The organism is Bacillus sp. CGMCC 1.60114, assembly GCF_042676365.1.
Classification (GTDB): domain Bacteria; phylum Bacillota; class Bacilli; order Bacillales; family Bacillaceae_G; genus Bacillus_A; species Bacillus_A rhizoplanae_A.
Map to the genome: position 1 here is coordinate 16,442 of NZ_JBHTHG010000004.1, position 22,359 is coordinate 38,800.

Consider the following 22,359-nt stretch of genomic DNA (forward strand, 5'->3'; position numbering starts at 1 on the left):
TATGTATGAGAAACACGTTTTCTCGTTTATTTGGCTTTGGAGATAAAGAGGCTGAATTAGCACTACAAGAAGAAAGCCAAGAAGAAAGCCATGAAGAGATAAAGCAAATTTCGTTAGCAAAAATTGTTCCAAATCGTTATCAGCCACGTACAATTTTTGATGATGCTCGTATTGAAGAGCTTGCTCTTACAATTCATACGCATGGATTAATTCAACCGATTGTTGTTCGTCAGTATGAAGAAGAGAAATATGAGATTATTGCTGGTGAAAGACGTTTTCGAGCTGCAACAAAATTAGGGTGGGAAACTGTCCCTGCTATTGTTAAAAATTTGAATGATACTGAGACTGCTTCTGTTGCACTAATTGAAAATTTACAACGAGAAGAACTTACGGCAATCGAAGAAGCTGTTGCTTATCAAAAGCTAATTGAATTACATAATTTAACACAAGAAGCACTAGCGCAGCGATTAGGTAAAGGGCAATCTACAATTGCGAACAAACTAAGGTTATTAAGGTTGCCGGAAGATGTTAAACAAGCGTTATTAGAGAAGAGTATTACAGAACGTCATGCTCGTGCCCTTATTCCACTTAAAAATGAAGAGCTTCAATTAAAGGTTTTACAAGAAATTATTGAAAAGCAATTTAATGTGAAGCAAACGGAAGATCGAATTGCTAAATTGTTAGAAGAAGCGAAGCCGAAACGAAAAGCAAAGCAAAAAGCAGTAAGCCGCGATATGCGTATTGCAATGAATACAATTCGTCAATCTTTACAAATGGTTGCGAATAGTGGCTTGAATGTGAATTCGGAAGAAGAAGAATTTGATGAATACTATCAAATTACAATTAAAATTCCAAAAAAGAAGTAAGAAAGATAGAAACATAGAAAAAAGACCTCAACCGTTGGAAGAGGTCTTTTTGTTTTGTCACGTATTAATGTAAGACCTGTCTGATGGAAGTTTCACTTTATAAGTACTATATTTTCTTTTAAAATTAAGAAGGAGTTTGTAAATAAATTTTGAAGTTTAATATACAGAAACAAAAGAAACATGATTGTTTCATGTTAAAATAAAAACAATCATTTGTAGAATAAGACTGAAAGGTTGAAAGTAGGTGACATCATGGGGAAAATCATTGCCATTGCTAATCAAAAAGGTGGTGTTGGGAAAACAACAACATCCGTAAATTTAGGAGCTGGATTGGCACAAGTAGGAAAAAAAGTACTTCTTGTTGATATTGATGCACAAGGGAATGCAACGACAGGGGTCGGAATTGAAAAATCAGATTTAAATGAATGTATTTATAATGTGCTTGTAGAAGATACGGATGTTCGTGGGGTTATACAGAGAACAGCAACTGAAAATCTAGATGTGCTTCCCGCTACTATTCAGCTAGCAGGAGCTGAAATAGAACTTGTACCGACAATTTCCCGGGAAGTTCGCTTGCAGCGTGCGCTGCAGCCAATCCGTAATGAGTATGATTATATTATTATTGATTGTCCCCCTTCTTTAGGTTTATTAACCATTAACGCATTAACTGCTGCAGATTCTGTTATTATTCCTGTTCAATGTGAGTATTACGCCTTAGAGGGGTTAAGTCAATTGTTGAATACAGTTCGCCTTGTACAAAAGCATTTAAATAAAAATTTAGCAATTCAAGGTGTTTTACTAACAATGTTGGATGCTCGTACAAACTTAGGATTACAAGTAATTGATGAAGTGAAGAAATATTTCCGAGATAAAGTATATAGTTCGATTATTCCGCGTAATGTACGTTTAAGTGAAGCGCCGAGTCATGGTAAACCAATTATGATGTATGATGCTAGGTCGAGGGGGGCGGAAGTGTATTTAGATTTAGCAAAGGAAGTGATTACAGGTGGCTAAAGGACTAGGAAGAGGAATTAATGCGTTTTTTCCAGATTTGGATGTGAAAGAGGAAGAAACAGTTCAAGAATTGCAAGTAAACGAATTACGTCCTAACCCATATCAGCCGCGTAAATATTTTCACAAGGAAGCAATTCAAGAGTTAGCATCATCCATTAAAGAACATGGAATTTTACAACCGCTTATTGTTCGAAAAAGTATTAAAGGATATGAAATTGTTGCAGGAGAACGAAGATTTCGTGCCGCCAAAGAGGCAAATTTCGAAACAGTTCCTGTTGTTGTTCGAGATTTAAACGAGCAACAAATGATGGAACTTGCGCTACTAGAGAATTTGCAACGTGAAGATTTAACGCCTATTGAGGAGGCGTTAGCGTATCAAATGCTCATGGAACAACTTAAGGTAACACAAGAACAGTTAGCAAAGCGGCTTGGAAAAAGTAGGCCACATATTGCCAACCATATTCGTTTACTATCCCTCCCACCTTTTGTACAAGAGATGATTTCAAATGGAACGATTTCTATGGGGCATGGACGAACATTACTTGCTTTAAAAGATAAAACACAAATCAATAGTTTATTACAACGAATTGAAAAAGAAGGATTAAATGTCCGTCAGTTGGAACAAATTATTCAGCGGATGAATGAATATGTTTCACGTGAAACAAAGAAACAAAAACCAGCAAGAAATATCTTTTTCGAGGAACAAGAAACGGTGTTACGAGAGCGATTTGGAACTGCTGTGAAAATTAAAGAGTCGAAGCAAGAAAAAGGAAAAATTGAAATTCAATTTTTCAATAAAGGTGATTTACAACGTATTTTAGAACTTTTAGCAGGAGAACAATAAAAATAAACCATCTCTACTTATAGATGGTTTATTTTTTTCATTACAGCAAGTTTTTTATCTGTTTCAATAATACTTTCTGCAATGCTAGTAGCCATGTTCATAACAAGGTTTAGCCTAGTGTTTTGCAGTACAAAAAATTCCATAAATCCATTTAAATTTACAATACCGTGGATATGCATATCACCAATTGCAGGGAGTTTTTTATTCATAGCGGCTCCAGGTTTACTAGGTCCTTTTCCAATTGTAATGGAACCAATATTTTGAGATTTTCCTAGACAGGCATCAATAGCGATAATAAAAGGATTTATAAATGTTTTGTGTATTTCTGTAATCGTTTCTTCTAAGTTTAAAGCATGGACTGGTGATTCTAGTGTTCCGTATAAGTGAAAATGTTGAATGTTATAATCTTGTAGTTTTGAACCAACAAGGGGACCTAATGCATCGCCTGTTGATCGGTCTGTCCCAATACAAAGTACAATAAGTGGAGAGTCTTTTTCGATTGGGAGATGAGAGAGCAGAAAACTACTAATTGTTTGATTGCAATTTGCATCATGATACATGACTTGTTCCGAATCTTTTTCAAAAAAAGGTAAGCGAAAACTTCCAATATTCACGAAGCATCCATCCTTTAATAGAATTTATCGAATTCATATGAATTTGATTTTCCTAAAAACGATTGCATGTCATACATTCTTTTGAATGTATGAATTATATTGCGTGTATTGTTAGGGGAACTTCATTATGATGTTATGTAGAGATTGAGAAATATTTTTAATTTTCCCTATTGGTGAGATTGTACTCTGTTGTAAAAAGATGAAGTATGAGTAGAAAGAAATGTACATTTTTGTATCTAGATACTCATAAAATGTGAATGCTTGTAAAGTATGTCGTGTAGCCTAAATAATACTAGTACTAGTATATAAAAAAAGCTGTTATTTTATACCTTATAGAGTGTGAAAAAAAAGCGCATGAAAGAACTTTTTTCGTAAAATATAGGAGAAATTCTGTTACAATAAATAATGAATATGAAGTAGAAAGGTAGGTCGCGATGAAAGGACTTCACGACTTATATACAAAATTGTTAGATGCAGGATTATGGGAAAATATTGGTCTTGGTTTACTACAAATTGCACTTATTTTGCTTGTTTCAAGCATAGTTATTCGAATTGGCAGGGCAATTATCAGTAATGCTTTCAAAATAAAGACAAAATCACCAATTCAAATTTCTGAAAGAAGAACGATGACGTTAGCAAAGTTATTAGAAAATATTTTTACGTATGTTATCTTTTTCGTTGTAATAATCGCTATTTTAGGGGTATTTGGAATTGATACCAAAGGATTATTAGCTGGTGCAGGGGTTGTTGGTTTAGCGGTTGGTTTTGGTGCACAAAACTTAGTCAAAGATGTTATCACTGGATTCTTTATTTTATTAGAGGATCAATTTTCAGTAGGGGACTATGTACGCTTAGGCCAATTTGAAGGAGTTATTCAAGAGATTGGATTACGTACAACGAAAATGAAGAAATGGACAGGTGAAATTCATATTATTCCAAATGGAAATATTAAGGAAGTAACAAATTTCTCTGTTACTAATAGTGTTGCCTTTGTAGATGTATCTATTTCATATGAAAGTGATATCGAACATGCAGAACAAGTTCTTGAAAAGTTATTGGATGAATTACCAACAAGGTATGAGCAAATGGTTGCTCGTCCGCAATTATTAGGTGTACAGAGTTTGGCAGCATCAGAAGTTGTTTTGAGGGTTACAGCTGAAGTAGAACCGATGCAACATTTTGTAGTAGCGAGAGCGCTTCGTAAAGAAATTAAAAATCGCCTTGATTTACATGGTATTGAAATTCCATATCCACGTATGGTTCTATATAACCGTGAAGAGCTGATGAGTGAAAAGGCAAATTAGCAGTGAGAGGAGTTTAGAGAGTGGAGCAAAAGCAATATAACTTGTACGATGTAGTAGAAATGAAAAAAGCTCATCCATGCGGTGAAAATCGTTGGAAGATTATTCGCATGGGAATGGATATTCGTATTAAGTGCGAGGGGTGTGACCATTCGGTACTAATTCCTCGAAGAGAATTTGATCGTAAGGTGAAGAAAATACTTATAAAGCATGAAGAATAGATGAAAAAATAAACAGTGGCTGATGCAGCTGTTTATTTTTTTTCGCTAGTACGATTTGAAAAAACTCGATTGATTTAACTAATAATCAGTGCGGGATAAAGTACCTTCTCTACTTGATACAGTTTCATTTTATGAAACTGTATGAAGCTTGTCATTTTATTCGTTACTATCTATAATGATGGAAGATTGAGACATAGGAGTGAAGAATATGGGATTAACGGCTGGTATCGTTGGATTACCGAACGTAGGTAAGTCAACATTATTTAATGCAATTACACAAGCAGGTGCAGAATCTGCAAACTATCCATTCTGTACAATAGATCCAAACGTTGGAATTGTAGAAGTTCCAGATTATCGTTTAAATAAATTAACAGAACTTGTTGAACCAAAGAAAACAGTGCCAACTGTCTTTGAATTTACGGATATTGCAGGTATTGTAAAAGGCGCGAGTAAAGGTGAAGGATTAGGAAATAAATTCTTATCCCATATTCGTCAGGTAGATGCAATTTGCCAAGTAGTTCGTTGTTTTGAAGATGAAAATATTACACACGTAGCGGGTAAGGTAGATCCGATTTCAGATATTGAAACAATCAACTTAGAGCTTATTTTAGCGGATTTAGAATCTGTTGATAAGCGCATTGATCGCGTGGCAAAATTAGCGAAGCAAAAAGATAAAGATGCTGCATTCGAACACGAAATTTTAGTTCGTTTAAAAGAAGCATTTGAAGAAGGAAAGCCAGCTCGTACAGTTGAATTTACAGAAGAGCAAATGAAAGTAGTAAAAGGTCTTCACTTATTAACAGTAAAAGAAATGTTATATGTAGCAAACGTTGGTGAAGATGATGTAATGGATCCATCTGAAAATGAATATGTACAAATTGTAAAAGAATTTGCTGCAAAAGAAAACTCTCAAGTAATTGTTGTTTGCGCAAAAATTGAATCAGAAATTGCTGAGTTAGATGAAGAAGAAAAGAGAGTCTTCCTTGAAGAACTAGGCATTGCGGAATCTGGTCTAGATCAATTAATTCGTGCAGCGTATGATTTATTAGGGTTGGCTACTTATTTTACAGCGGGTGTACAAGAAGTACGTGCTTGGACATTTAAAACAGGAATGAAGGCACCGCAATGTGCTGGAATCATTCATACAGATTTTGAACGTGGATTTATTCGTGCAGAAACAGTATCTTATGATGATTTAATGGAAAATGGTTCTATGACAGCTGCCAAAGAAGCTGGAAAAGTACGATTAGAAGGAAAAGAATACGTTATGAAAGACGGAGATGTTGTGCACTTCCGCTTTAATGTGTAATTTTTTTATTTCCTAGGAAAAAAATAAAGTATTTAACTTGGCAAATTCATTAGGTTTGCCAAGTTTTTTATGTTTCCGTGAGTTGCTTCCTCTAACTTACTATGATATAATCTAAACTCGTGAGTAATTACTATAAATTAATTGCTCCTTGCCCAGTATGGGCCGTTTAGACCAAAAGGAGGTGAAAGTGTAATGAAAAAGTACGAAATCATGTACATCATTCGTCCAAACATGGAAGAAGAAGCTCAAAAAGCTTTAGTTGAACGTTTTGCAGGCGTTTTAACTGAAAAAGGTGCAGAAATCATTAACACAAAAGATTGGGGTAAGCGTCGTTTAGCTTACGAAATCAACGACTTACGTGACGGTTTCTACATGATCTTAAACGTAAATTCTAATCCAGAAGCGATTAATGAATTCGATCGTTTAGCTAAGATCAGCGAAGATATTATTCGTCACATCGTTGTTAAAAACGAAGAATAATCATTAAGATATATAGGGAGAGTGGTTCGATTGATGAATCGTGTTATACTCGTTGGTCGTTTAACTAAGGACCCTGACTTACGTTACACGCCAAACGGTGTTGCAGTAGCTACTTTCACGTTAGCTGTGAATCGCGCATTTACGAATCAGCAAGGTGAGCGTGAAGCTGACTTTATTAACTGTGTAATATGGCGTAAACAAGCAGAGAACGTGGCGAATTATTTGAAAAAAGGTAGCTTAGCAGGCGTAGATGGACGTCTTCAAACTCGTAATTACGATGGACAAGATGGTAAGCGTGTATATGTAACAGAAGTTCTAGCGGAGAACGTACAATTTTTAGAACCGCGTAATAGCGGTGGTGAGCAACGCGGTTCATTCAATCAGCAACCATCGGGAGCAGGATTCGGAAATCAGGGCTCTCAAAACCCATTTGGTCAATCTGGTAACAATGGCAATAATGCTGGCTTTACTAGAAATGACGATCCATTTGCAAATGTAGGTCAACCAATCGATATTTCGGATGATGACTTACCATTTTAATGGTATAGAACGAATATTTTAAAACAGAATGGAGGGAAATGAACATGGCAGGTGGACGCAAAGGTGGACGTGCGAAACGTCGTAAAGTATGTTTCTTTACATCTAACGGTATCACTAACATCGATTACAAAGATGTAGATTTATTAAAACGCTTCGTTTCTGAGCGCGGTAAAATTTTACCACGTCGTGTAACAGGTACTAGCGCAAAATACCAACGCAAATTAACAGTTGCAATCAAACGTGCTCGTCAAATGGCACTTTTACCATATGTTGGTGAATAATAACGCATGAAATGCACAGTAGAGTGTCACTCTACTGTGCATTTTGCTATTCTTTTCTTTTTTATCCCGCATTAACGGGCAGTGAGGGATGAAGAAAAATCCATTGAAGGAAGTTTCACTTTATAAGAAAGAAGGTGTGGATAATGAAGCGCACACGACTCATTACAGAAGGAGCAGTTTTACTTGCTTTATATGCCGTCTTGCTTCTTGCTTCTCTGTATATGCCCATTTTAGGGATTATATGTATATTTGCATTGCCGTTACCATTTCTTATTTTTACGATAAGATACCCATTAAGTGGTGCTTGTATATTATTAGGGGCAGCGATGCTTGTAACACTTATTGTTAGTTCGCCTCTTAGTATTGTGAATACAATTATGTTCGGAATAACAGGTATTGTATTAGGACATATGTATAAAAAGAAAAAAAGTATTATTGAAATTTTATTAGTAGGGACACTTGTATATCTTGTAAGTTTTGTATTGCTGTATGTTGTCAGCGTGAAGTTTTTTAATATCGATTTTATTAAACAAATGGAAGACATGTTTAAGCAATCCATGGAACAAAGCGAGAAATTTATGAAAATGGCAGGTACATCTGTAAATGAAGGGCAACTAGCTGAATTGAAAAAAGTGGGTAATACAATTCGCCTGCTTGCACCAACTTTACTTGCTATGGGATCACTTTTTTATTCTTGGATTACGATTTTAATTTCTAATCGTGTCTTAAAACGATTAAAGTACACGGCGGAATCTTGGCCGAAATTTCGTGATATACAAATTCCTAAGAATATTGTTTGGTTATACGTCGTTGTTGTTTTACTTTCCTCTTTTACAAAAATAGAAGCGGGATCATATTTAGAAATGGTGTTTTTAAATTTATCGGCAATTTTCTCCTTGTTACTGCTGTTTCAAGGTTTTTCATTCCTTGCTTTTTTTACAAATGCAAAAGGATATAATAAAGCTATTCTAATCTTAGCTTTTGTTGTGGGTTTGTTTGTACCAGTTTTGTTCCCTCTTGTGACAATCTTAGGTATAATTGATTTAGGCTTTTCGTTACGGTCGAAAGTACAGGTAAAATAAGTAGTTGAAAAAAAGTGCTTTTTATAAGCATTTTTTTGTAACGAAACATAGAAATATAAACTTTTATCCTGCACTTAATGGGACTGTAAGACTCTGTAAATGGGGATAAGTCTGGTGGATTTAACTAAATATCAGCAGAGGAATGAAGGCCTAGCTGATAGAAGTTTCACTTTATAGGAGTTGTATATATGCCTGAATTTTATAAGAAACAGCGGTTTTTGTATCCTGTTTATGTATTGGCATTTTTAGCGTTCGTACTCATTACAATTCTTCTCTATTTTCATTGGTTAATGGGGATGATTTCCTTTGTTATCTTTTGTATCGTTTTATTTTTCACTATTAAATATGAGCTTGCATTTCAAAAACGTTTTGAAAAGTATACGAATGATACGATTACAAGAGTTAAAAAGGTAAGTAATGAGGCTTTCAATCAAATGCCGATTGGAATTTTACTATATAATAAGGATTATGGAATCGACTGGGCAAATCCGTATTTATCTTCCTGTTTAGGGCAACATTCGTTAGCTGGATGGCATCTGTATGATTTATCAGAGACCCTACTTTTATTTACAAAAGGCGAAACAGCGAATGATATTGTATCTTTGAATAATAGGAAATTTCGTGTGTTTGCCAGAAAAGAAGAGAAATTAATTTACTTCTTTGATGTGACAGAACAAGCAGAAATCGAGAAAATGTACGAGGACCAAAGAACGGTACTCGCTGTCATCTATTTAGATAATTATGATGAGGTAACGCAAGGGCTAGATGATCAATTGCGTACAAACATTACAAGCCATGTTACATCTTTGTTGACTGAATGGGCTGTGAAACATGGAGCGTATTTGAAACGTGCTTCATCTGAGCGGTTTTTCGTTGTGCTAAATGAAAGTATCTTAGCGCAAATGGAGAAAGGAAAGTTTGATATTTTAGACCAAGTACGTGAAGAAACGTCTAAACGAAATATTCCACTTACATTGAGCATTGGTGTTGGTTCTGGTGATTTATCGCTAGCGGAGCTCGGAGCTATGGCACAATCAGGTCTTGATTTGGCACTTGGACGAGGTGGAGATCAAGTGACAATTAAACAAGCTACAGGGAAAGTAAAGTTTTATGGCGGGAAAACGAACCCGGTCGAAAAACGTACTCGTGTACGTGCACGCGTTATTTCTCATGCTTTAAAAGATCTTGTTTTAGAAAGCAGTAATATTATTATTATGGGGCATCGGGCACCAGATATGGATGCTATCGGAGCGGCAATTGGGATTTTAAAGGTAGCACAACTTAACGAGCGAGAAGGATATATCGTATTGGATGAAAATGATTCTGATAAAGGAATTAAACGTCTAATGGATGAAGTTAAACAGCAAGATGAATTATGGTCTCGATTTATTACACCACAGCAGGCACTTGAATTCGCGAATGATGATTCACTCCTTGTTGTAGTAGATACACATAAACCGTCCATGGTCATGGAAAAAAAGTTGCTTGATAAGATTGAAAATGTAGTTGTAATTGACCATCATCGTCGCGGGGAGGATTTTATTGAAGACCCATTGCTTGTCTATATGGAACCATATGCGTCTTCCACGGCAGAACTTGTAACAGAGCTATTGGAATATCAGCCTAAGCGCTTAAAAATGAATATGCTAGAGGCGACAGCTTTACTCGCGGGTATTATTGTGGATACAAAGAGTTTTACATTCCGCACCGGAGCTCGCACGTTTGATGCAGCCTCTTATCTTCGTTCGCATGGTGCTGATACTGTATTGGTACAAAAGTTATTAAAAGAGGATATGGAGCATTATTTACAGATTGCAAAAACAATCCGAAATGCGTACCTTTATAAAAAGGGTATTGCAATTGCAAAGGTAGATGGTGATGGGTTTTATGATCAAGTATTAATTGCACAATCAGCTGATACATTGCTGACAATGACAGGAATAGTAGCTTCTTTTGTAATTGCACAGCGTAGTGAAACTGTTATTGGTATTAGTGGACGTTCTTTAGGAGAGGTAAATGTACAGCTTATTATGGAGCATTTAGGTGGAGGCGGTCATTTAACAAATGCTGCAACGCAAATGCAAGACATATCAATTGATGACGCAGAAAAAAAACTACAATCTGTTATAAATGAGTATTTAGAGGGAGGAACACAATCATGAAAGTAATTTTTCTAAAGGACGTAAAAGGTAAAGGTAAAAAAGGGGAAATGAAAAACGTACCGGACGGTTATGCAAATAACTTTTTATTAAAACAAGGTCTTGCAGTTGAGGCAACAAATGCAAATATGAAAACATTAGATGCAAAAAAACGCAAAGAAGAAAAAGATGCAGAATTAGAGCTTCAAAAATGCAAAGAGTTGAAAGAAACTCTAGAAAAGTTAACAGTAGAATTAAAAGCAAAATCAGGTGAAGGCGGCCGTTTATTCGGCTCTATTACAAGTAAACAAATTGTAGATGGTTTACAAAAAGCTCATAATATTAAACTTGATAAACGTAAATTTGAAATGGATGATGCAATTCGTGCGTTAGGATATACGAATGTTACTGTGAAATTACATCCGCAAGTAACAGCGACAGTAAAAGTACATGTTACTGAACAATAAACAAAAGATTGAAGAGGAGGTTTGCGCATGAGTGACGTATTTGCTGATCGTACCCCTCCGCATAATATTGAGGCTGAACAAGCCGTTTTAGGGGCTATTTTTCTCGATCAAGAAGCATTAACATCAGCTTCGGAAATGCTAATGCCAGAGGACTTCTATCGAACGGCGCATCAAAAAATTTATCAAATGATGCTTGATCTCTCTGATAAAGGAGAGCCAATTGATTTAATTACTGCAACAGCAGCGCTTGCTGATCAAAATTTGTTAGAAGAAATTGGCGGTGTTTCCTATTTAGCTGAACTAGCGGAAGTTGTACCGACAGCTGCCAATGTCGGATATTATGCGCGCATTATCGCCGAAAAATCGATTTTGCGCCGGCTTATTCGAACAGCAACGCATATTGTGTCGGATGGTTATGAACGAGAAGATGATGTAGAGAGCTTGTTAAATGAAGCAGAGAAAAAAATATTAGAAGTATCTCAGCGCACGAATACAAAAGGATTTCAAAACATTAAAGATGTTCTTGTGACAGCTTACGATAAAATTGAATTACTGCATAATCAAAAAGGAGAAATTACAGGTATTCCAACTGGGTTCACAGAGTTAGATCGTATGACGGCAGGTTTCCAGCGTAATGATTTAATTATTGTAGCAGCGCGTCCATCTGTAGGGAAAACAGCATTTTCTTTAAACATTGCCCAAAATGTTGCTACGAAGACGGATGAAAATGTTGCGATTTTTAGTTTAGAGATGGGGGCTGATCAGCTCGTTATGCGTATGCTTTGTGCAGAAGGAAATATTGATGCGCAGCGTCTTCGTACAGGATCTTTAACTTCAGAAGACTGGGCGAAACTGACGATGGCAATGGGGAGTCTCTCAAATGCAGGTATTTTTATTGATGATACACCGGGGATTCGCGTTAGTGAAATTCGAGCAAAATGCCGTCGCTTAAAACAAGAACACGGTCTTGGAATGATTTTAATCGATTATTTACAGCTTATTCAGGGTAGTGGAAAATCGGGTGAAAACCGTCAACAAGAAGTATCAGAAATTTCTCGTACACTAAAAGGGCTCGCTCGTGAACTGGAAGTTCCAGTAATTGCCTTATCTCAGCTCTCTCGTGGTGTTGAATCTCGTCAAGATAAGCGCCCGATGATGTCTGATATTCGTGAATCAGGAAGTATTGAGCAGGATGCTGATATAGTAGCCTTTTTATATCGTGAAGACTACTATGACCGGGAAACAGAAAACAAAAATACAATTGAAATAATTATTGCTAAGCAGCGTAATGGCCCGGTAGGTTCGGTTGAACTGGCGTTTGTGAAGGAATTTAACAAATTCGTAAACTTAGAACGGCGTTTTGATGAGGGTCATGCACCGTCAGCTTAGTGAGAGTATAAAAAAGAAGCACATTTCTTATAATAAAATGTGTTTCTTTTTTTGTTTATGTAAAATAAGACCAGCATAATAAGAAAAAAGATTTCTTACGAACGAAAGGGATAAAAGTAAAAAAAATGTTCGTTTTTAAATTGACTTCTCTTTGCATTTTGGTACAATTATATTGTTTGAAAAGTTCGTTTGAAAATTGCGGAGGTGCTTAAATAATGTCTTCAGTAGTAGTTGTAGGAACACAGTGGGGCGATGAAGGAAAAGGTAAAATTACTGATTTTCTTTCTGAACATGCGGAAGTAGTTGCAAGATATCAAGGTGGAAATAACGCAGGACATACAATCGTTTTCGGCGGTGTTAAGTATAAATTACACTTAATTCCATCTGGTATTTTCTATAAAGAAAAAATTTGTGTTATCGGAAACGGTATGGTAGTAGATCCGAAAGCATTACTTGAGGAATTAAAATATTTACATGATCGTAATGTAAGCACTGATAATTTACGTATCAGCAACCGTGCGCACGTTATTTTACCTTATCATTTAAAACAAGATGAGTTAGAAGAAGAGCGTAAAGGTGATAATAAAATTGGTACAACGAAAAAAGGTATCGGCCCTGCATACATGGATAAAGCAGCTCGTGTTGGTATTCGTATGGCAGACCTTTTAGATCGTGAAGCATTTAAAGAAAAACTTGAGCGCAACCTTGCGGAAAAAAATCGTTTATTCGAAAAAATGTACGATGCAGAAGGTTTCAATGCTGACGAGATTTTTGAAGAATATTATGAGTATGGACAACAAATTGCACAATACGTATGCGATACATCTGTTGTCTTAAATGACGCATTAGATGAAGGTCGCCGCGTATTATTTGAAGGTGCACAAGGCGTTATGCTTGATATCGACCAAGGTACGTACCCATTCGTTACATCTTCTAACCCAGTAGCTGGTGGTGTAACAATTGGTTCTGGTGTTGGTCCTTCTAAAATTCACCGCGTTGTAGGTGTATGTAAAGCATATACAAGCCGTGTAGGTGATGGTCCATTCCCAACTGAATTACATGATGAAATCGGCAATCAAATTCGTGAAGTTGGTCGTGAATATGGTACAACAACAGGTCGTCCACGCCGTGTTGGTTGGTTCGATAGCGTTGTTGTAAGACATGCTCGTCGCGTTAGTGGTCTTACAGACTTATCTTTAAACTCTATTGACGTATTAACAGGTATTCCAACTTTGAAAATCTGTATTGGATATAAATATAACGGAGAAATTATTGATGAAGTTCCAGCAAACTTAAATATCTTAGCAAAATGTGAGCCAGTATATGAAGAGCTTCCAGGTTGGACAGAAGATATTACAGGTGTAAGAACATTAGCTGATCTTCCTGAAAATGCAAGACATTATGTAGAGCGCGTGTCTCAATTAACAGGTATCCCATTATCTATGTTCTCTGTTGGCCCAGACCGTAACCAAACAAACATTGTTCGTAATGTATACGGCCTATAATCTTGTCTTTTTCTTAAGAATACGGTATATTGAAAAAAGGACTCATGTTCAAATGGGTTCTTTTTTCATGTTTTTATAAAAAAATGAAAAAAAGTATTGCAAAAATAAAATACTTTATGGTATTATAATTCTTGTCGTCACGAAAGCATCATATTGGTGAGTATGAGCCATTAGCTCAGTTGGTAGAGCATCTGACTTTTAATCAGAGGGTCGAAGGTTCGAGTCCTTCATGGCTCACCATTTTATTTTCGTGGCCCGTTGGTCAAGTGGTTAAGACACCGCCCTTTCACGGCGGTAACACGGGTTCGAATCCCGTACGGGTCACTTTTTTATATATTATTTTTGGTCCCGTGGTGTAGTGGTTAACATGCCTGCCTGTCACGCAGGAGATCGCCGGTTCGACCCCGGTCGGGACCGCCACTTTTGTTTAATACCACAATTAGTGGTTTTATATATATGTTTTGGCTCGGTAGCTCAGTCGGTAGAGCAGAGGACTGAAAATCCTCGTGTCGGCGGTTCGATTCCGTCCCGAGCCACTCTCAGGATATTAGGTGGGCCCACTTAATATCCTTTTTATATTGTTCAATTTTACAAATGAGAGTAGTTCTTTTACAATAGAATGAGGGAGCCTCTAGCAGTTGAAGCTAGGGGCTTTTCTGTAAAGAAGGCATTAAACATGCAGGAGGAAACTAAAATGATGGGAAAGAAAATTTTAGTCGTTGATGATGAGAAGCCAATTGCAGATATTTTAAAGTTTAACTTGGAAAAAGAAGGTTTTGAAATTGTGATGGCACACGATGGTGATGAAGCAATTGAAAAAGCAAATGAGGAACAACCGGATATGGTTTTATTAGATATTATGTTACCGGGAAAAGACGGTTTAGAAGTTTGTCGTGAAATACGAAAAAACTATGAAATGCCGATTATTATGCTAACAGCAAAGGATTCTGAAATTGATAAGGTGCTTGGGCTAGAACTTGGTGCAGATGATTATGTAACGAAGCCGTTTAGTACACGTGAGTTATTAGCGCGCGTAAAAGCGAATTTACGTCGTCATCAGCAAGGTGGAACAGCTGAAAAAGAAGAAAATGCAGAGATGATTATTGGTCCAATTGTAATTAATCCAAACGCATATAGTGTAACAAAACGAGAAGAAAGTATTGAGTTAACACATCGGGAATTTGAATTACTTCATTACTTAGCGAAGCATTTAGGACAAGTTATGACACGCGAGCATTTATTACAAACGGTTTGGGGTTATGATTATTTTGGTGATGTACGTACAGTAGATGTAACTGTTCGTCGCTTACGTGAGAAAATTGAGGATAATCCAAGTCATCCGACTTTAATTGTGACAAGACGCGGTGTTGGATATTACTTACGTGATCCAGAGCAGGAGTAATATATGAAGAAAGTTGGTTTTTTTCAGTCTATTCATTTAAAGTTCGTATTAATTTACATGTTATTAATTTTAATGGCGATGCAAATTATTGGGGTATATTTCGTTCGTGAGTTAGAAAAGAATCTTGTGAAAAGTTTTAATGAGTCATTAACACAACGAACAAACTTACTCGCTTACAACTTAAAGCAGGAATTTGCGAAAGAAAGAGATAAAACAAAAGATCCCACTCTTGAACAAGCGATTAAAACGAGTATAGAAGATTTTTCTTCTGATCGAAAAGCTGATATTCAAGAAGTTCGGGTAATTGATGAGAGTAGTCGCGTGTTAGCGACATCACATCAATATAATCAAGGTATTGTCGGAAAAAAAACAACAGATTTATTGGTAAAGCGAGCCTTAGTGCAAGCAAAACCTGCTGAAAAAATGGAAATAGACCGCAGTACAGGAAATCGTGTACAAGTTGTTGCTACTCCTGTTCAAGGAAATAATAAGAAACCTTTTGTAATCTATATCGTTGCTTCTATGGAAGATGTTTATAAACAAATGAAGCTTATTAATCAAATCTTTGCAACGGGAACGGTTATTGCATTGTTGGTAACGGCTGTACTAGGTATCTTATTGGCACAAACCATTACAAGACCAATTTCAGATATGAGAAAGCAAGCCATTGAAATGGCAAAAGGAAATTACTCTCGTAAAGTAAAAGTACATGGTCATGATGAAATTGGTCAGTTAGCATTAGCATTTAATAACTTATCGAAGAAATTGCAGCAAGCTCGTTCTTCTATGGAGAGCGAGAGAAGAAAGCTTTCCTCTGTATTATCCCATATGACAGATGGAGTAATTGCAACAGATCGAAAGGGAGATATTATCTTATTAAATGATCCGGCAGAAAAAATGCTAAATGTTTCACGTGAAACGGCGTTAGATCAATCTATTTTAGAAATATTAGGAATTCAAGAAGAATATACATTAGATAATTTATATGAAGAGCCGGATTCCGTTATATTAGATTTTAGTACAAGAGATGAGCCATATATTTTAAGAGCTAGTTTTTCTGTTATTCAAAAAGAGAATGGAAAAGTAAATGGTTTAATTGCAGTTTTATATGATGTGACGGAACAAGAGCGAATTGATGGGGAACGCCGTGAATTTGTGGCAAACGTTTCGCATGAACTTCGTACACCATTAACAACGATGCGAAGCTATTTAGAAGCACTGGGTGAGGGGGCTTGGCAAGATCCGAATATTGCACCGCAATTCTTACAGGTAACACAAGAAGAAACGGAGCGAATGATTCGACTGGTCAATGCATTATTACAGCTGTCAAAACTAGATAGTACAGAATATCGTTTAATGAAAGAATGGGTGGACTTTACACAGTTCTTTAGTAATATCATTGACCGTTTTGAGATGTCAAAAGAACAAAATGTATCTTTTAATCGTTCATTTTCTAAGAAATCACGTTTTCTTGAAATCGATGAAGATAAAATTACACAAGTTCTTTATAATATTATTTCAAATGCATTAAAGTATTCTCCAGAAGGTGGAACAGTGACATATCGGTTACGAGAAAGGGAAGATATGTTAGAAATAAGCATTAGCGACCAAGGGATGGGAATTCCAAAGGAGAACGTTGATAAGATTTTTGAACGTTTCTATCGCGTTGATAAAGCGCGTTCGCGTAAGTTGGGCGGAACGGGATTAGGTCTAGCAATTGCCAAGGAAATGATCCAAGCTCATGGCGGTTCTATTTGGGCAAAAAGTGAAGAAGGAAAAGGAACAACCATTTATTTCACGCTTCCAATGGAAAAGGAAGAAGAGGATGACTGGGAATGAATATTGAGAACTTAAAATCAGTCTTGCTGGTTAACTTGGTTGTTATTAGTGTATTTCTTACTTTTAATTTATGGACCTATGTACCCGATTCTAGTAAGTTGCAAAATGCAAAATATTTACAAGATAATACAGAGATGGAACAAAAGAGTCTTACGAATGTAATTTTTCCTTCCGTAGTTCTTTTTCATAAAGAGAATACACATCTTGGAAGTGAAGATATAGACAGTATTGATCCATTGTATAAATTACTTGAGAGAGGAGAATTGTATGATTTTAGGGATATATCAAATGATATCCCAAAACATCAATTCCTCTCCTTTGTTCGTGGTAAAGATAAGATTGAAATGATTTTTCCTACACATATACCTTTGGATTCTATGAAAGACGTTTTTACAATTAAAGAAAAAGTCCCAGAGTCATATAGTTTTAATCGTATACTTATTGATCTTCAAGGAAGGCGGGATGGTAATATTCCTGTATATTTCATTTCGTATGAAAATCGCAAAGTATATCATATGGTATTAAAAGGAATTTCGCTTAAAGAGCTTGAAACAGCACGTGATCAATTTGCAGCTAAAGCAAGGGACTACTCTCAATACACATTAAGTGATACGAGAGAGATATTTTTGCCAGATACGAAAACTGATAAGCAGAGTATGGTGTATTTAACAAGTAATATATCTGAGGATATATTTATAAATGCATTATTTACAGATCCTCGTTATGTAAAAAAAATGTCCGATGATCAAGAAGACACATATACAGATGGAATTCGTCTTATGCAAGTATTAAAGAAAAAGCAAATGTTGCAGTACACAAATTCAGCTATATCAGACCAATCACATATATTTGGAAGTACGCTTGTTCAACGCAGCTTTGATTTTATTAATAGTCATGGTGGTTTAACAGATTCTTATCGTTTTGATTATATGAATTCTAAAAAAGGAAAAACAACGTATCGTTTATATGTTGATAGCTTACCTGTATTTAATGAAAGTGGTATGGCAACATTGGAACAAGTATGGGGTGTAAATGAATTAATTTCGTATAAGCGTCCATTGTTTAAGTTATCGGAAGTAAAGTATGGCGATGATCAAACAATTTCTCTTCCAGATGGTAAGACGGTGATACAATCTTTAGAGAAAAATAAAAACATAGATATGAAATTAATTCAAGATATTCGTTTAGGATATAAGCTTACATCAGAGCCAGGAGCAGGGTCGAACGGAAAAAACATTGCTGCAGTAAATTTAAAACCTATTTGGTATGTGGTATATGGTGAAGATGATAAAGTTTTAGAATGGAGCGTGGAGAAAGGGGGAGAGCTCATTGGATTGGAATAGGATTAAAACAATTTTTATTGTTACCTTTTTCATTTTAGATCTCTTCCTTGTTTTTCAGTTCGTTCAAAAACAAGATAGTGATCAACTTGATTATATGACGGAAACGAATATTGAAGAACAATTGAAAGCGGATAAAATTACATCTGAGGATTTGCCGAAAGAACCGACGAAAGATACGTATATTATGGCAAAAAATAAGAGTTTCTCTAATGAAGATATACATTCTTTAAAAAATCAAACGGTGTTTTTACAAGATTCTAATACCATTGTAAGTAAGCTTAAAGAGCCATTTTGGAATGCAAAAGCAACAACAAGTGATAATTATAGTGAATTTCTGCGTTCTTATGTAATTGATGGACAAAAATACAGTGCTGCAGGAAAAGCGGAAGGATCGAAAGTGTATTTTTTTCAAAAATATAAGGATAAGCCGCTATTTTATAATCAACATGGTATGATTGTTGCTGAACTAAATGAAAAGAAAGAAATTATATCGTATACGCAAACAATGCTATATGAATTTAAAGAGATGGGAGACCAAAATAAAGAGTTAGATATTATTTCTGCTCGAAATGCATTAGAAACGTTGTATACGAATACGAAAAATGAATTGAAGCAAGGGAGTCATATAAAAGGGGCAAAATTAGGATATGCAACGGTGGTAGCTCCTTCTTCCTCAAATATACAAGTTCTTGTTCCGACCTGGAATTTGTATACAGATAAAATGGATTACTTTGTAAATGCAATAGAAGGACAAATTATTAAATTGGGCAAGGACAATGAACAATGGAGTGAAGGCAAATGAGTTTGCATTTTAGTGTACTTGCAAGTGGCAGTACGGGAAATGCGCTGTATGTAGGGACAGAACGCCAAAAATTATTAGTAGATGCAGGGCTAAGCGGAAAAGCAACAGAAGCTTTGTTTCAGCAAGCTGAAATAGATATAAATAACATATCTGGCATTCTTGTCACACATGAACATAGCGACCATATTAAAGGACTAGGTGTGTTAGCACGTAAGTATCATTTGCCTGTTTATGCGAATGAGAAAACATGGAACGCGATGGAACATTTAATCGGTAATATTCCAACGGAGCAAAAATTTATTTTCTCAATTGGAGATGTTAAAACGTTTGGAGATATTGAAGTGGAATCATTTGGTGTTTCACATGACGCTGCTGAGCCAATGTTTTATGCGTTTCATCATAATGGAAGGAAGTTAGTGGTTATTACAGATACGGGATACGTTAGCGACCGAATGAAAGGAATTATTAAGGGAGCTAATGCTTTTGTATTTGAAAGTAATCATGACGTTGAAATGCTACGAATGGGACGTTATCCATGGAGCATTAAACGAAGAATTTTGAGTGATGTAGGACATGTTTCTAATGAAGATGCAGCTCTTGCGATGACTGATGTAATTACGGATGAAACGAAGCATATTTATTTGGCTCACCTTAGTTTAGACAATAATATGAAAGAACTTGCCCGTATGTCTGTTGAACAAGTACTTGAAGAAAAAGGACTTGCTGTAGGAGAAGCATTTCAGCTGCACGATACAGATCCAAAAACGCCAACTAAAATTCAATACGTATAATTCTTCATTTTGGTAAACAATAAAGGAGAATATAGATGCTTTCGGAAGGCTAGGTGAGCATAAATGTCCTTTATTGATGAAGAAGATTTACAGATGAAACGAAAAAGAAAACAAAAGCATAAACACATTTTCGTTTCTGGTGTAGCAGGAACTATCATTGGTGCTACATTATTTGCTTTTGCGATTCCAACGTTTTCAAAACTTGGTTGGACTACAATACGAGAAACAGAAGCAAGTGAAGAGAAACAGTATATAGCGCAGTCTACTCCTCAAGTTGTGAATACAGGAGATGGCTTTGTTAAAGCTGTTGATCGTGCTTCAGAAGCAGTTGTTGGTGTTATTAATATCCAGCGCGATAATTTTTCAGAAGCAGATTCAGAAGCAGGAACAGGGTCTGGTGTAATTTACAAGAAAGCAAATGGACATGCATACATTGTGACAAACAATCATGTTGTAGCAGGAGCAAATCGTATTGAAGTAAGTTTGAGTGATGGAACAAAAATTCCTGGAAAGATTTTAGGAACCGATGTTGTAACAGATTTAGCTGTCTTACAAATTGATGAAAAATATGCGAAAAAGGTCATTGAACTTGGTGATTCTACGAAAGTAAAACGTGGTGAAGCTGCGCTTGCAATTGGGAACCCTCTTGGTTTAGAATTTTCAGGTACTGTAACGCAAGGGATTATTTCAGCAAATGAACGCATTGTACCGGTTGATTTAGATCAAGATGGGCATTATGATTGGCAAGTGGAAGTATTGCAAACAGATGCAGCCATTAATCCAGGTAATAGTGGCGGGGCTCTTGTAAATGAAGCAGGGCAGCTTATTGGAATCAACTCCATGAAAATTGCTGCAAAAGAGGTAGAGGGAATTGGACTTGCAATTCCTATCACAAGAGCTGTTCCAGTTATGAATGAGATTGAAAAGTATGGGAAAGTAAGAAGACCTTACGTTGGAGTTGAATTAAGATCTTTAAATGAAATTCCAAATTATTATTGGGATAAAACCTTACATCTTCCATCTAATATAACAGAAGGTGTATGTATTTTAGATGTGAAAAGCCCATCTCCTGGTGTGGATGCAGGTTTACACGAATATGACGTCATTGTAGCAGTGGATGGAAAAGCAGTTCAAGATATTATTGCATTCCGAAAAATCTTATACAATAAGAAAATTAATGATAAAATGACAGTCACATTTTATCGTGGTGCAAAACGAGAAACAACAACTGTAAAATTAGGCAGTCAGCAGTATTAAAACAGGAGGCAGCCCCTCCTGTTTTCTGTTGTGGATAAGTGAGGTGAAATTATGAAATTACCTTGTTGTTTAGAACATGTGGAACTAGCGTTAGATATTATTGTGGATGAATGTGAAGTGCCACCGTTTATCCACACTGTGGATAATAAAGATAATGAGCAAAAAACGTGTGAATTTTGTCAAAATAAGGCGACATATGTTGTATCGAACACAGATTCCCACACAATATGTGGATGATGAATGTGGATATGTGGATAACTTCTGTGGATAATGTGTTTGTAAGGTGGGGAATATATGTGAATATCTTAATTATCTCAATCGGAAAATTAAAAGAAAAATATTTAAAACAGGGCATTGAAGAGTATTTAAAACGATTATCGGCCTATGCAAAAGTGGAGATTGTTGAGTTACCAGATGAAAAAGCACCGGAAAACTTAAGTGAAGCCGAAATGCAAATGGTGAAAGAAAAAGAAGGAATTCGTATCTTAGATAGAATTTCTGATGATATGCATGTAATTGCATTAGCAATTGAAGGGAAACAAAAATCATCAGAAGAGTTTGCTGCAAGCTTAGACCGCCTTGCTACATATGGAAAGAGTAAAGTGGCATTTGTTATTGGGGGATCGCTTGGGCTAAGCCAAGAAGTAATGAAGCGCTCTAATGAGTCATTGTCGTTTTCAAAAATGACGCTGCCTCATCAGTTGATGCGCTTGGTACTGGTAGAGCAGGTGTATAGAGCGTTTCGAATTAATCGTAATGAACCGTATCATAAATAGATGCAATTTTACTGGCTTTATAATGATTTTGAAGGACAAATTTATTTTATTAAGATAGGATCACTTTTCATTAGCCCGCTTTAAGCGGGCTTTTTTAA

Annotated in this window: 23 protein-coding genes and 4 tRNA genes; 26 read left to right on the top strand and 1 reads right to left on the bottom strand. The window is 36.0% G+C overall.

Going from position 1 to position 22,359, the window contains the following annotated elements; all coding sequences use genetic code 11:
• The first annotated feature begins 5 nt into the window (after positions 1 to 5).
• The 3 genes from noc (at position 6) to ACFQZ1_RS01275 (ending at position 2,724) form a co-directional block, all read left to right on the top strand.
• On the top strand, positions 6 to 866 hold the full coding sequence (gene noc / locus ACFQZ1_RS01265; RefSeq protein ID WP_377880295.1) for a nucleoid occlusion protein: 861 nt from the start codon (positions 6 to 8) through the stop codon (positions 864 to 866).
• A gap of 252 nt (positions 867 to 1,118) precedes the next feature.
• On the top strand, positions 1,119 to 1,880 hold the full coding sequence (gene soj, locus ACFQZ1_RS01270) for a sporulation initiation inhibitor protein Soj (protein WP_377880297.1): 762 nt from the start codon (positions 1,119 to 1,121) through the stop codon (positions 1,878 to 1,880).
• Complete coding sequence (locus tag ACFQZ1_RS01275) at positions 1,873 to 2,724, top strand: ParB/RepB/Spo0J family partition protein (RefSeq protein WP_377880298.1); 852 nt, start codon at positions 1,873 to 1,875, stop codon at positions 2,722 to 2,724. The genes soj and ACFQZ1_RS01275 overlap by 8 nt, the downstream gene beginning before the upstream one ends.
• 17 nt (positions 2,725 to 2,741) lie before the next feature.
• Here the strand turns inward: ACFQZ1_RS01275 and yyaC are convergent, their stop codons facing one another.
• Positions 2,742 to 3,338, bottom strand: coding sequence for a spore protease YyaC (yyaC, locus tag ACFQZ1_RS01280; RefSeq protein ID WP_377880299.1), 597 nt, complete (start codon positions 3,336 to 3,338; stop codon positions 2,742 to 2,744).
• Between the two features lie 434 nt (positions 3,339 to 3,772).
• On the opposite strand from yyaC, the gene ACFQZ1_RS01285 reads away from it, so the two are divergent.
• From ACFQZ1_RS01285 to rlmH, 23 genes are all read left to right on the top strand, one after another.
• Positions 3,773 to 4,642, top strand: coding sequence for a mechanosensitive ion channel family protein (locus ACFQZ1_RS01285; RefSeq protein WP_377880300.1), 870 nt, complete (start codon positions 3,773 to 3,775; stop codon positions 4,640 to 4,642).
• 20 nt (positions 4,643 to 4,662) lie between these two features.
• A complete protein-coding gene (locus ACFQZ1_RS01290; protein WP_377880301.1) occupies positions 4,663 to 4,860 on the top strand; it encodes a DUF951 domain-containing protein in 198 nt (65 codons plus the stop codon).
• Between the two features lie 208 nt (positions 4,861 to 5,068).
• The gene (gene ychF, locus ACFQZ1_RS01295; protein WP_377880302.1) at positions 5,069 to 6,169 is read left to right on the top strand and encodes a redox-regulated ATPase YchF; all 1,101 of its coding nucleotides are present in this window, start codon (positions 5,069 to 5,071) and stop codon (positions 6,167 to 6,169) included.
• A gap of 192 nt (positions 6,170 to 6,361) precedes the next feature.
• Entirely contained in the window at positions 6,362 to 6,649 is a 288-nt protein-coding gene (rpsF, locus tag ACFQZ1_RS01300; RefSeq protein WP_377880303.1) for a 30S ribosomal protein S6, read from the top strand.
• Between the two features lie 30 nt (positions 6,650 to 6,679).
• Positions 6,680 to 7,189, top strand: a complete 510-nt coding sequence (ssb, locus tag ACFQZ1_RS01305; RefSeq protein ID WP_154710359.1) for a single-stranded DNA-binding protein — start codon at positions 6,680 to 6,682, stop codon at positions 7,187 to 7,189.
• Positions 7,190 to 7,233: 44 nt separating this feature from the next.
• Positions 7,234 to 7,470, top strand: coding sequence for a 30S ribosomal protein S18 (gene rpsR, locus ACFQZ1_RS01310; protein WP_098310141.1), 237 nt, complete (start codon positions 7,234 to 7,236; stop codon positions 7,468 to 7,470).
• A 143-nt stretch (positions 7,471 to 7,613) separates the two neighbouring features.
• Entirely contained in the window at positions 7,614 to 8,552 is a 939-nt protein-coding gene (locus ACFQZ1_RS01315; protein ID WP_377880304.1) for a YybS family protein, read from the top strand.
• 188 nt (positions 8,553 to 8,740) lie between these two features.
• Positions 8,741 to 10,714, top strand: a complete 1,974-nt coding sequence (locus tag ACFQZ1_RS01320) for a DHH family phosphoesterase (RefSeq protein ID WP_377880305.1) — start codon at positions 8,741 to 8,743, stop codon at positions 10,712 to 10,714.
• Positions 10,711 to 11,157, top strand: coding sequence for a 50S ribosomal protein L9 (rplI, locus tag ACFQZ1_RS01325; protein WP_377880306.1), 447 nt, complete (start codon positions 10,711 to 10,713; stop codon positions 11,155 to 11,157). The genes ACFQZ1_RS01320 and rplI overlap by 4 nt, the downstream gene beginning before the upstream one ends.
• Before the next feature lie 27 nt (positions 11,158 to 11,184).
• Positions 11,185 to 12,546, top strand: a complete 1,362-nt coding sequence (gene dnaB, locus ACFQZ1_RS01330) for a replicative DNA helicase (RefSeq protein WP_377880307.1) — start codon at positions 11,185 to 11,187, stop codon at positions 12,544 to 12,546.
• A 215-nt stretch (positions 12,547 to 12,761) separates the two neighbouring features.
• On the top strand, positions 12,762 to 14,051 hold the full coding sequence (locus ACFQZ1_RS01335) for an adenylosuccinate synthase (protein WP_377880309.1): 1,290 nt from the start codon (positions 12,762 to 12,764) through the stop codon (positions 14,049 to 14,051).
• A 164-nt stretch (positions 14,052 to 14,215) separates the two neighbouring features.
• Positions 14,216 to 14,291, top strand: a tRNA-Lys gene (locus ACFQZ1_RS01340).
• Between the two features lie 12 nt (positions 14,292 to 14,303).
• Positions 14,304 to 14,375, top strand: a tRNA-Glu gene (locus ACFQZ1_RS01345).
• A 20-nt stretch (positions 14,376 to 14,395) separates the two neighbouring features.
• A tRNA-Asp gene (locus ACFQZ1_RS01350) sits at positions 14,396 to 14,471 on the top strand.
• Between the two features lie 43 nt (positions 14,472 to 14,514).
• Positions 14,515 to 14,587: transfer RNA gene (locus tag ACFQZ1_RS01355), tRNA-Phe, on the top strand.
• 158 nt (positions 14,588 to 14,745) lie between these two features.
• Positions 14,746 to 15,453, top strand: coding sequence for a cell wall metabolism DNA-binding response regulator WalR (walR, locus tag ACFQZ1_RS01360; protein WP_377880310.1), 708 nt, complete (start codon positions 14,746 to 14,748; stop codon positions 15,451 to 15,453).
• A 3-nt stretch (positions 15,454 to 15,456) separates the two neighbouring features.
• Positions 15,457 to 17,292 carry a cell wall metabolism sensor histidine kinase WalK gene (gene walK / locus ACFQZ1_RS01365; RefSeq protein WP_377880311.1) on the top strand — a complete coding sequence of 612 codons (1,836 nt, stop codon included), beginning with the start codon at positions 15,457 to 15,459 and terminating at the stop codon, positions 17,290 to 17,292.
• Complete coding sequence (locus ACFQZ1_RS01370; RefSeq protein WP_377880312.1) at positions 17,289 to 18,635, top strand: YycH family regulatory protein; 1,347 nt, start codon at positions 17,289 to 17,291, stop codon at positions 18,633 to 18,635. Before walK ends, ACFQZ1_RS01370 begins: the two co-directional genes overlap by 4 nt.
• Positions 18,622 to 19,437, top strand: a complete 816-nt coding sequence (locus ACFQZ1_RS01375; RefSeq protein WP_377880313.1) for a two-component system regulatory protein YycI — start codon at positions 18,622 to 18,624, stop codon at positions 19,435 to 19,437. The genes ACFQZ1_RS01370 and ACFQZ1_RS01375 overlap by 14 nt, the downstream gene beginning before the upstream one ends.
• A complete protein-coding gene (locus tag ACFQZ1_RS01380; RefSeq protein ID WP_377880314.1) occupies positions 19,434 to 20,228 on the top strand; it encodes an MBL fold metallo-hydrolase in 795 nt (264 codons plus the stop codon). The genes ACFQZ1_RS01375 and ACFQZ1_RS01380 overlap by 4 nt, the downstream gene beginning before the upstream one ends.
• A 63-nt stretch (positions 20,229 to 20,291) precedes the next feature.
• On the top strand, positions 20,292 to 21,485 hold the full coding sequence (locus ACFQZ1_RS01385) for a S1C family serine protease (RefSeq protein WP_377880315.1): 1,194 nt from the start codon (positions 20,292 to 20,294) through the stop codon (positions 21,483 to 21,485).
• Between the two features lie 51 nt (positions 21,486 to 21,536).
• On the top strand, positions 21,537 to 21,722 hold the full coding sequence (locus ACFQZ1_RS01390; RefSeq protein ID WP_098310129.1) for a CxxH/CxxC protein: 186 nt from the start codon (positions 21,537 to 21,539) through the stop codon (positions 21,720 to 21,722).
• Positions 21,723 to 21,781: 59 nt separating this feature from the next.
• Complete coding sequence (gene rlmH / locus ACFQZ1_RS01395; protein WP_377880316.1) at positions 21,782 to 22,261, top strand: 23S rRNA (pseudouridine(1915)-N(3))-methyltransferase RlmH; 480 nt, start codon at positions 21,782 to 21,784, stop codon at positions 22,259 to 22,261.
• The last annotated feature ends 98 nt before the right edge of the window (positions 22,262 to 22,359 follow it).

Coding starts and splice junctions, on each gene's coding strand:
- noc (WP_377880295.1), top strand. CDS start 6: ATGAGAAACACGTTTTCTCGTTTATTTGGCTTTGGAGATAAAGAGGCT.
- soj (WP_377880297.1), top strand. CDS start 1,119: ATGGGGAAAATCATTGCCATTGCTAATCAAAAAGGTGGTGTTGGGAAA.
- ACFQZ1_RS01285 (WP_377880300.1), top strand. CDS start 3,773: ATGAAAGGACTTCACGACTTATATACAAAATTGTTAGATGCAGGATTA.
- ychF (WP_377880302.1), top strand. CDS start 5,069: ATGGGATTAACGGCTGGTATCGTTGGATTACCGAACGTAGGTAAGTCA.
- rpsF (WP_377880303.1), top strand. CDS start 6,362: ATGAAAAAGTACGAAATCATGTACATCATTCGTCCAAACATGGAAGAA.
- rpsR (WP_098310141.1), top strand. CDS start 7,234: ATGGCAGGTGGACGCAAAGGTGGACGTGCGAAACGTCGTAAAGTATGT.
- ACFQZ1_RS01315 (WP_377880304.1), top strand. CDS start 7,614: ATGAAGCGCACACGACTCATTACAGAAGGAGCAGTTTTACTTGCTTTA.
- ACFQZ1_RS01320 (WP_377880305.1), top strand. CDS start 8,741: ATGCCTGAATTTTATAAGAAACAGCGGTTTTTGTATCCTGTTTATGTA.
- rplI (WP_377880306.1), top strand. CDS start 10,711: ATGAAAGTAATTTTTCTAAAGGACGTAAAAGGTAAAGGTAAAAAAGGG.
- dnaB (WP_377880307.1), top strand. CDS start 11,185: ATGAGTGACGTATTTGCTGATCGTACCCCTCCGCATAATATTGAGGCT.
- ACFQZ1_RS01335 (WP_377880309.1), top strand. CDS start 12,762: ATGTCTTCAGTAGTAGTTGTAGGAACACAGTGGGGCGATGAAGGAAAA.
- walR (WP_377880310.1), top strand. CDS start 14,746: ATGATGGGAAAGAAAATTTTAGTCGTTGATGATGAGAAGCCAATTGCA.
- walK (WP_377880311.1), top strand. CDS start 15,457: ATGAAGAAAGTTGGTTTTTTTCAGTCTATTCATTTAAAGTTCGTATTA.
- ACFQZ1_RS01370 (WP_377880312.1), top strand. CDS start 17,289: ATGAATATTGAGAACTTAAAATCAGTCTTGCTGGTTAACTTGGTTGTT.
- ACFQZ1_RS01380 (WP_377880314.1), top strand. CDS start 19,434: ATGAGTTTGCATTTTAGTGTACTTGCAAGTGGCAGTACGGGAAATGCG.
- ACFQZ1_RS01385 (WP_377880315.1), top strand. CDS start 20,292: ATGTCCTTTATTGATGAAGAAGATTTACAGATGAAACGAAAAAGAAAA.
- ACFQZ1_RS01390 (WP_098310129.1), top strand. CDS start 21,537: ATGAAATTACCTTGTTGTTTAGAACATGTGGAACTAGCGTTAGATATT.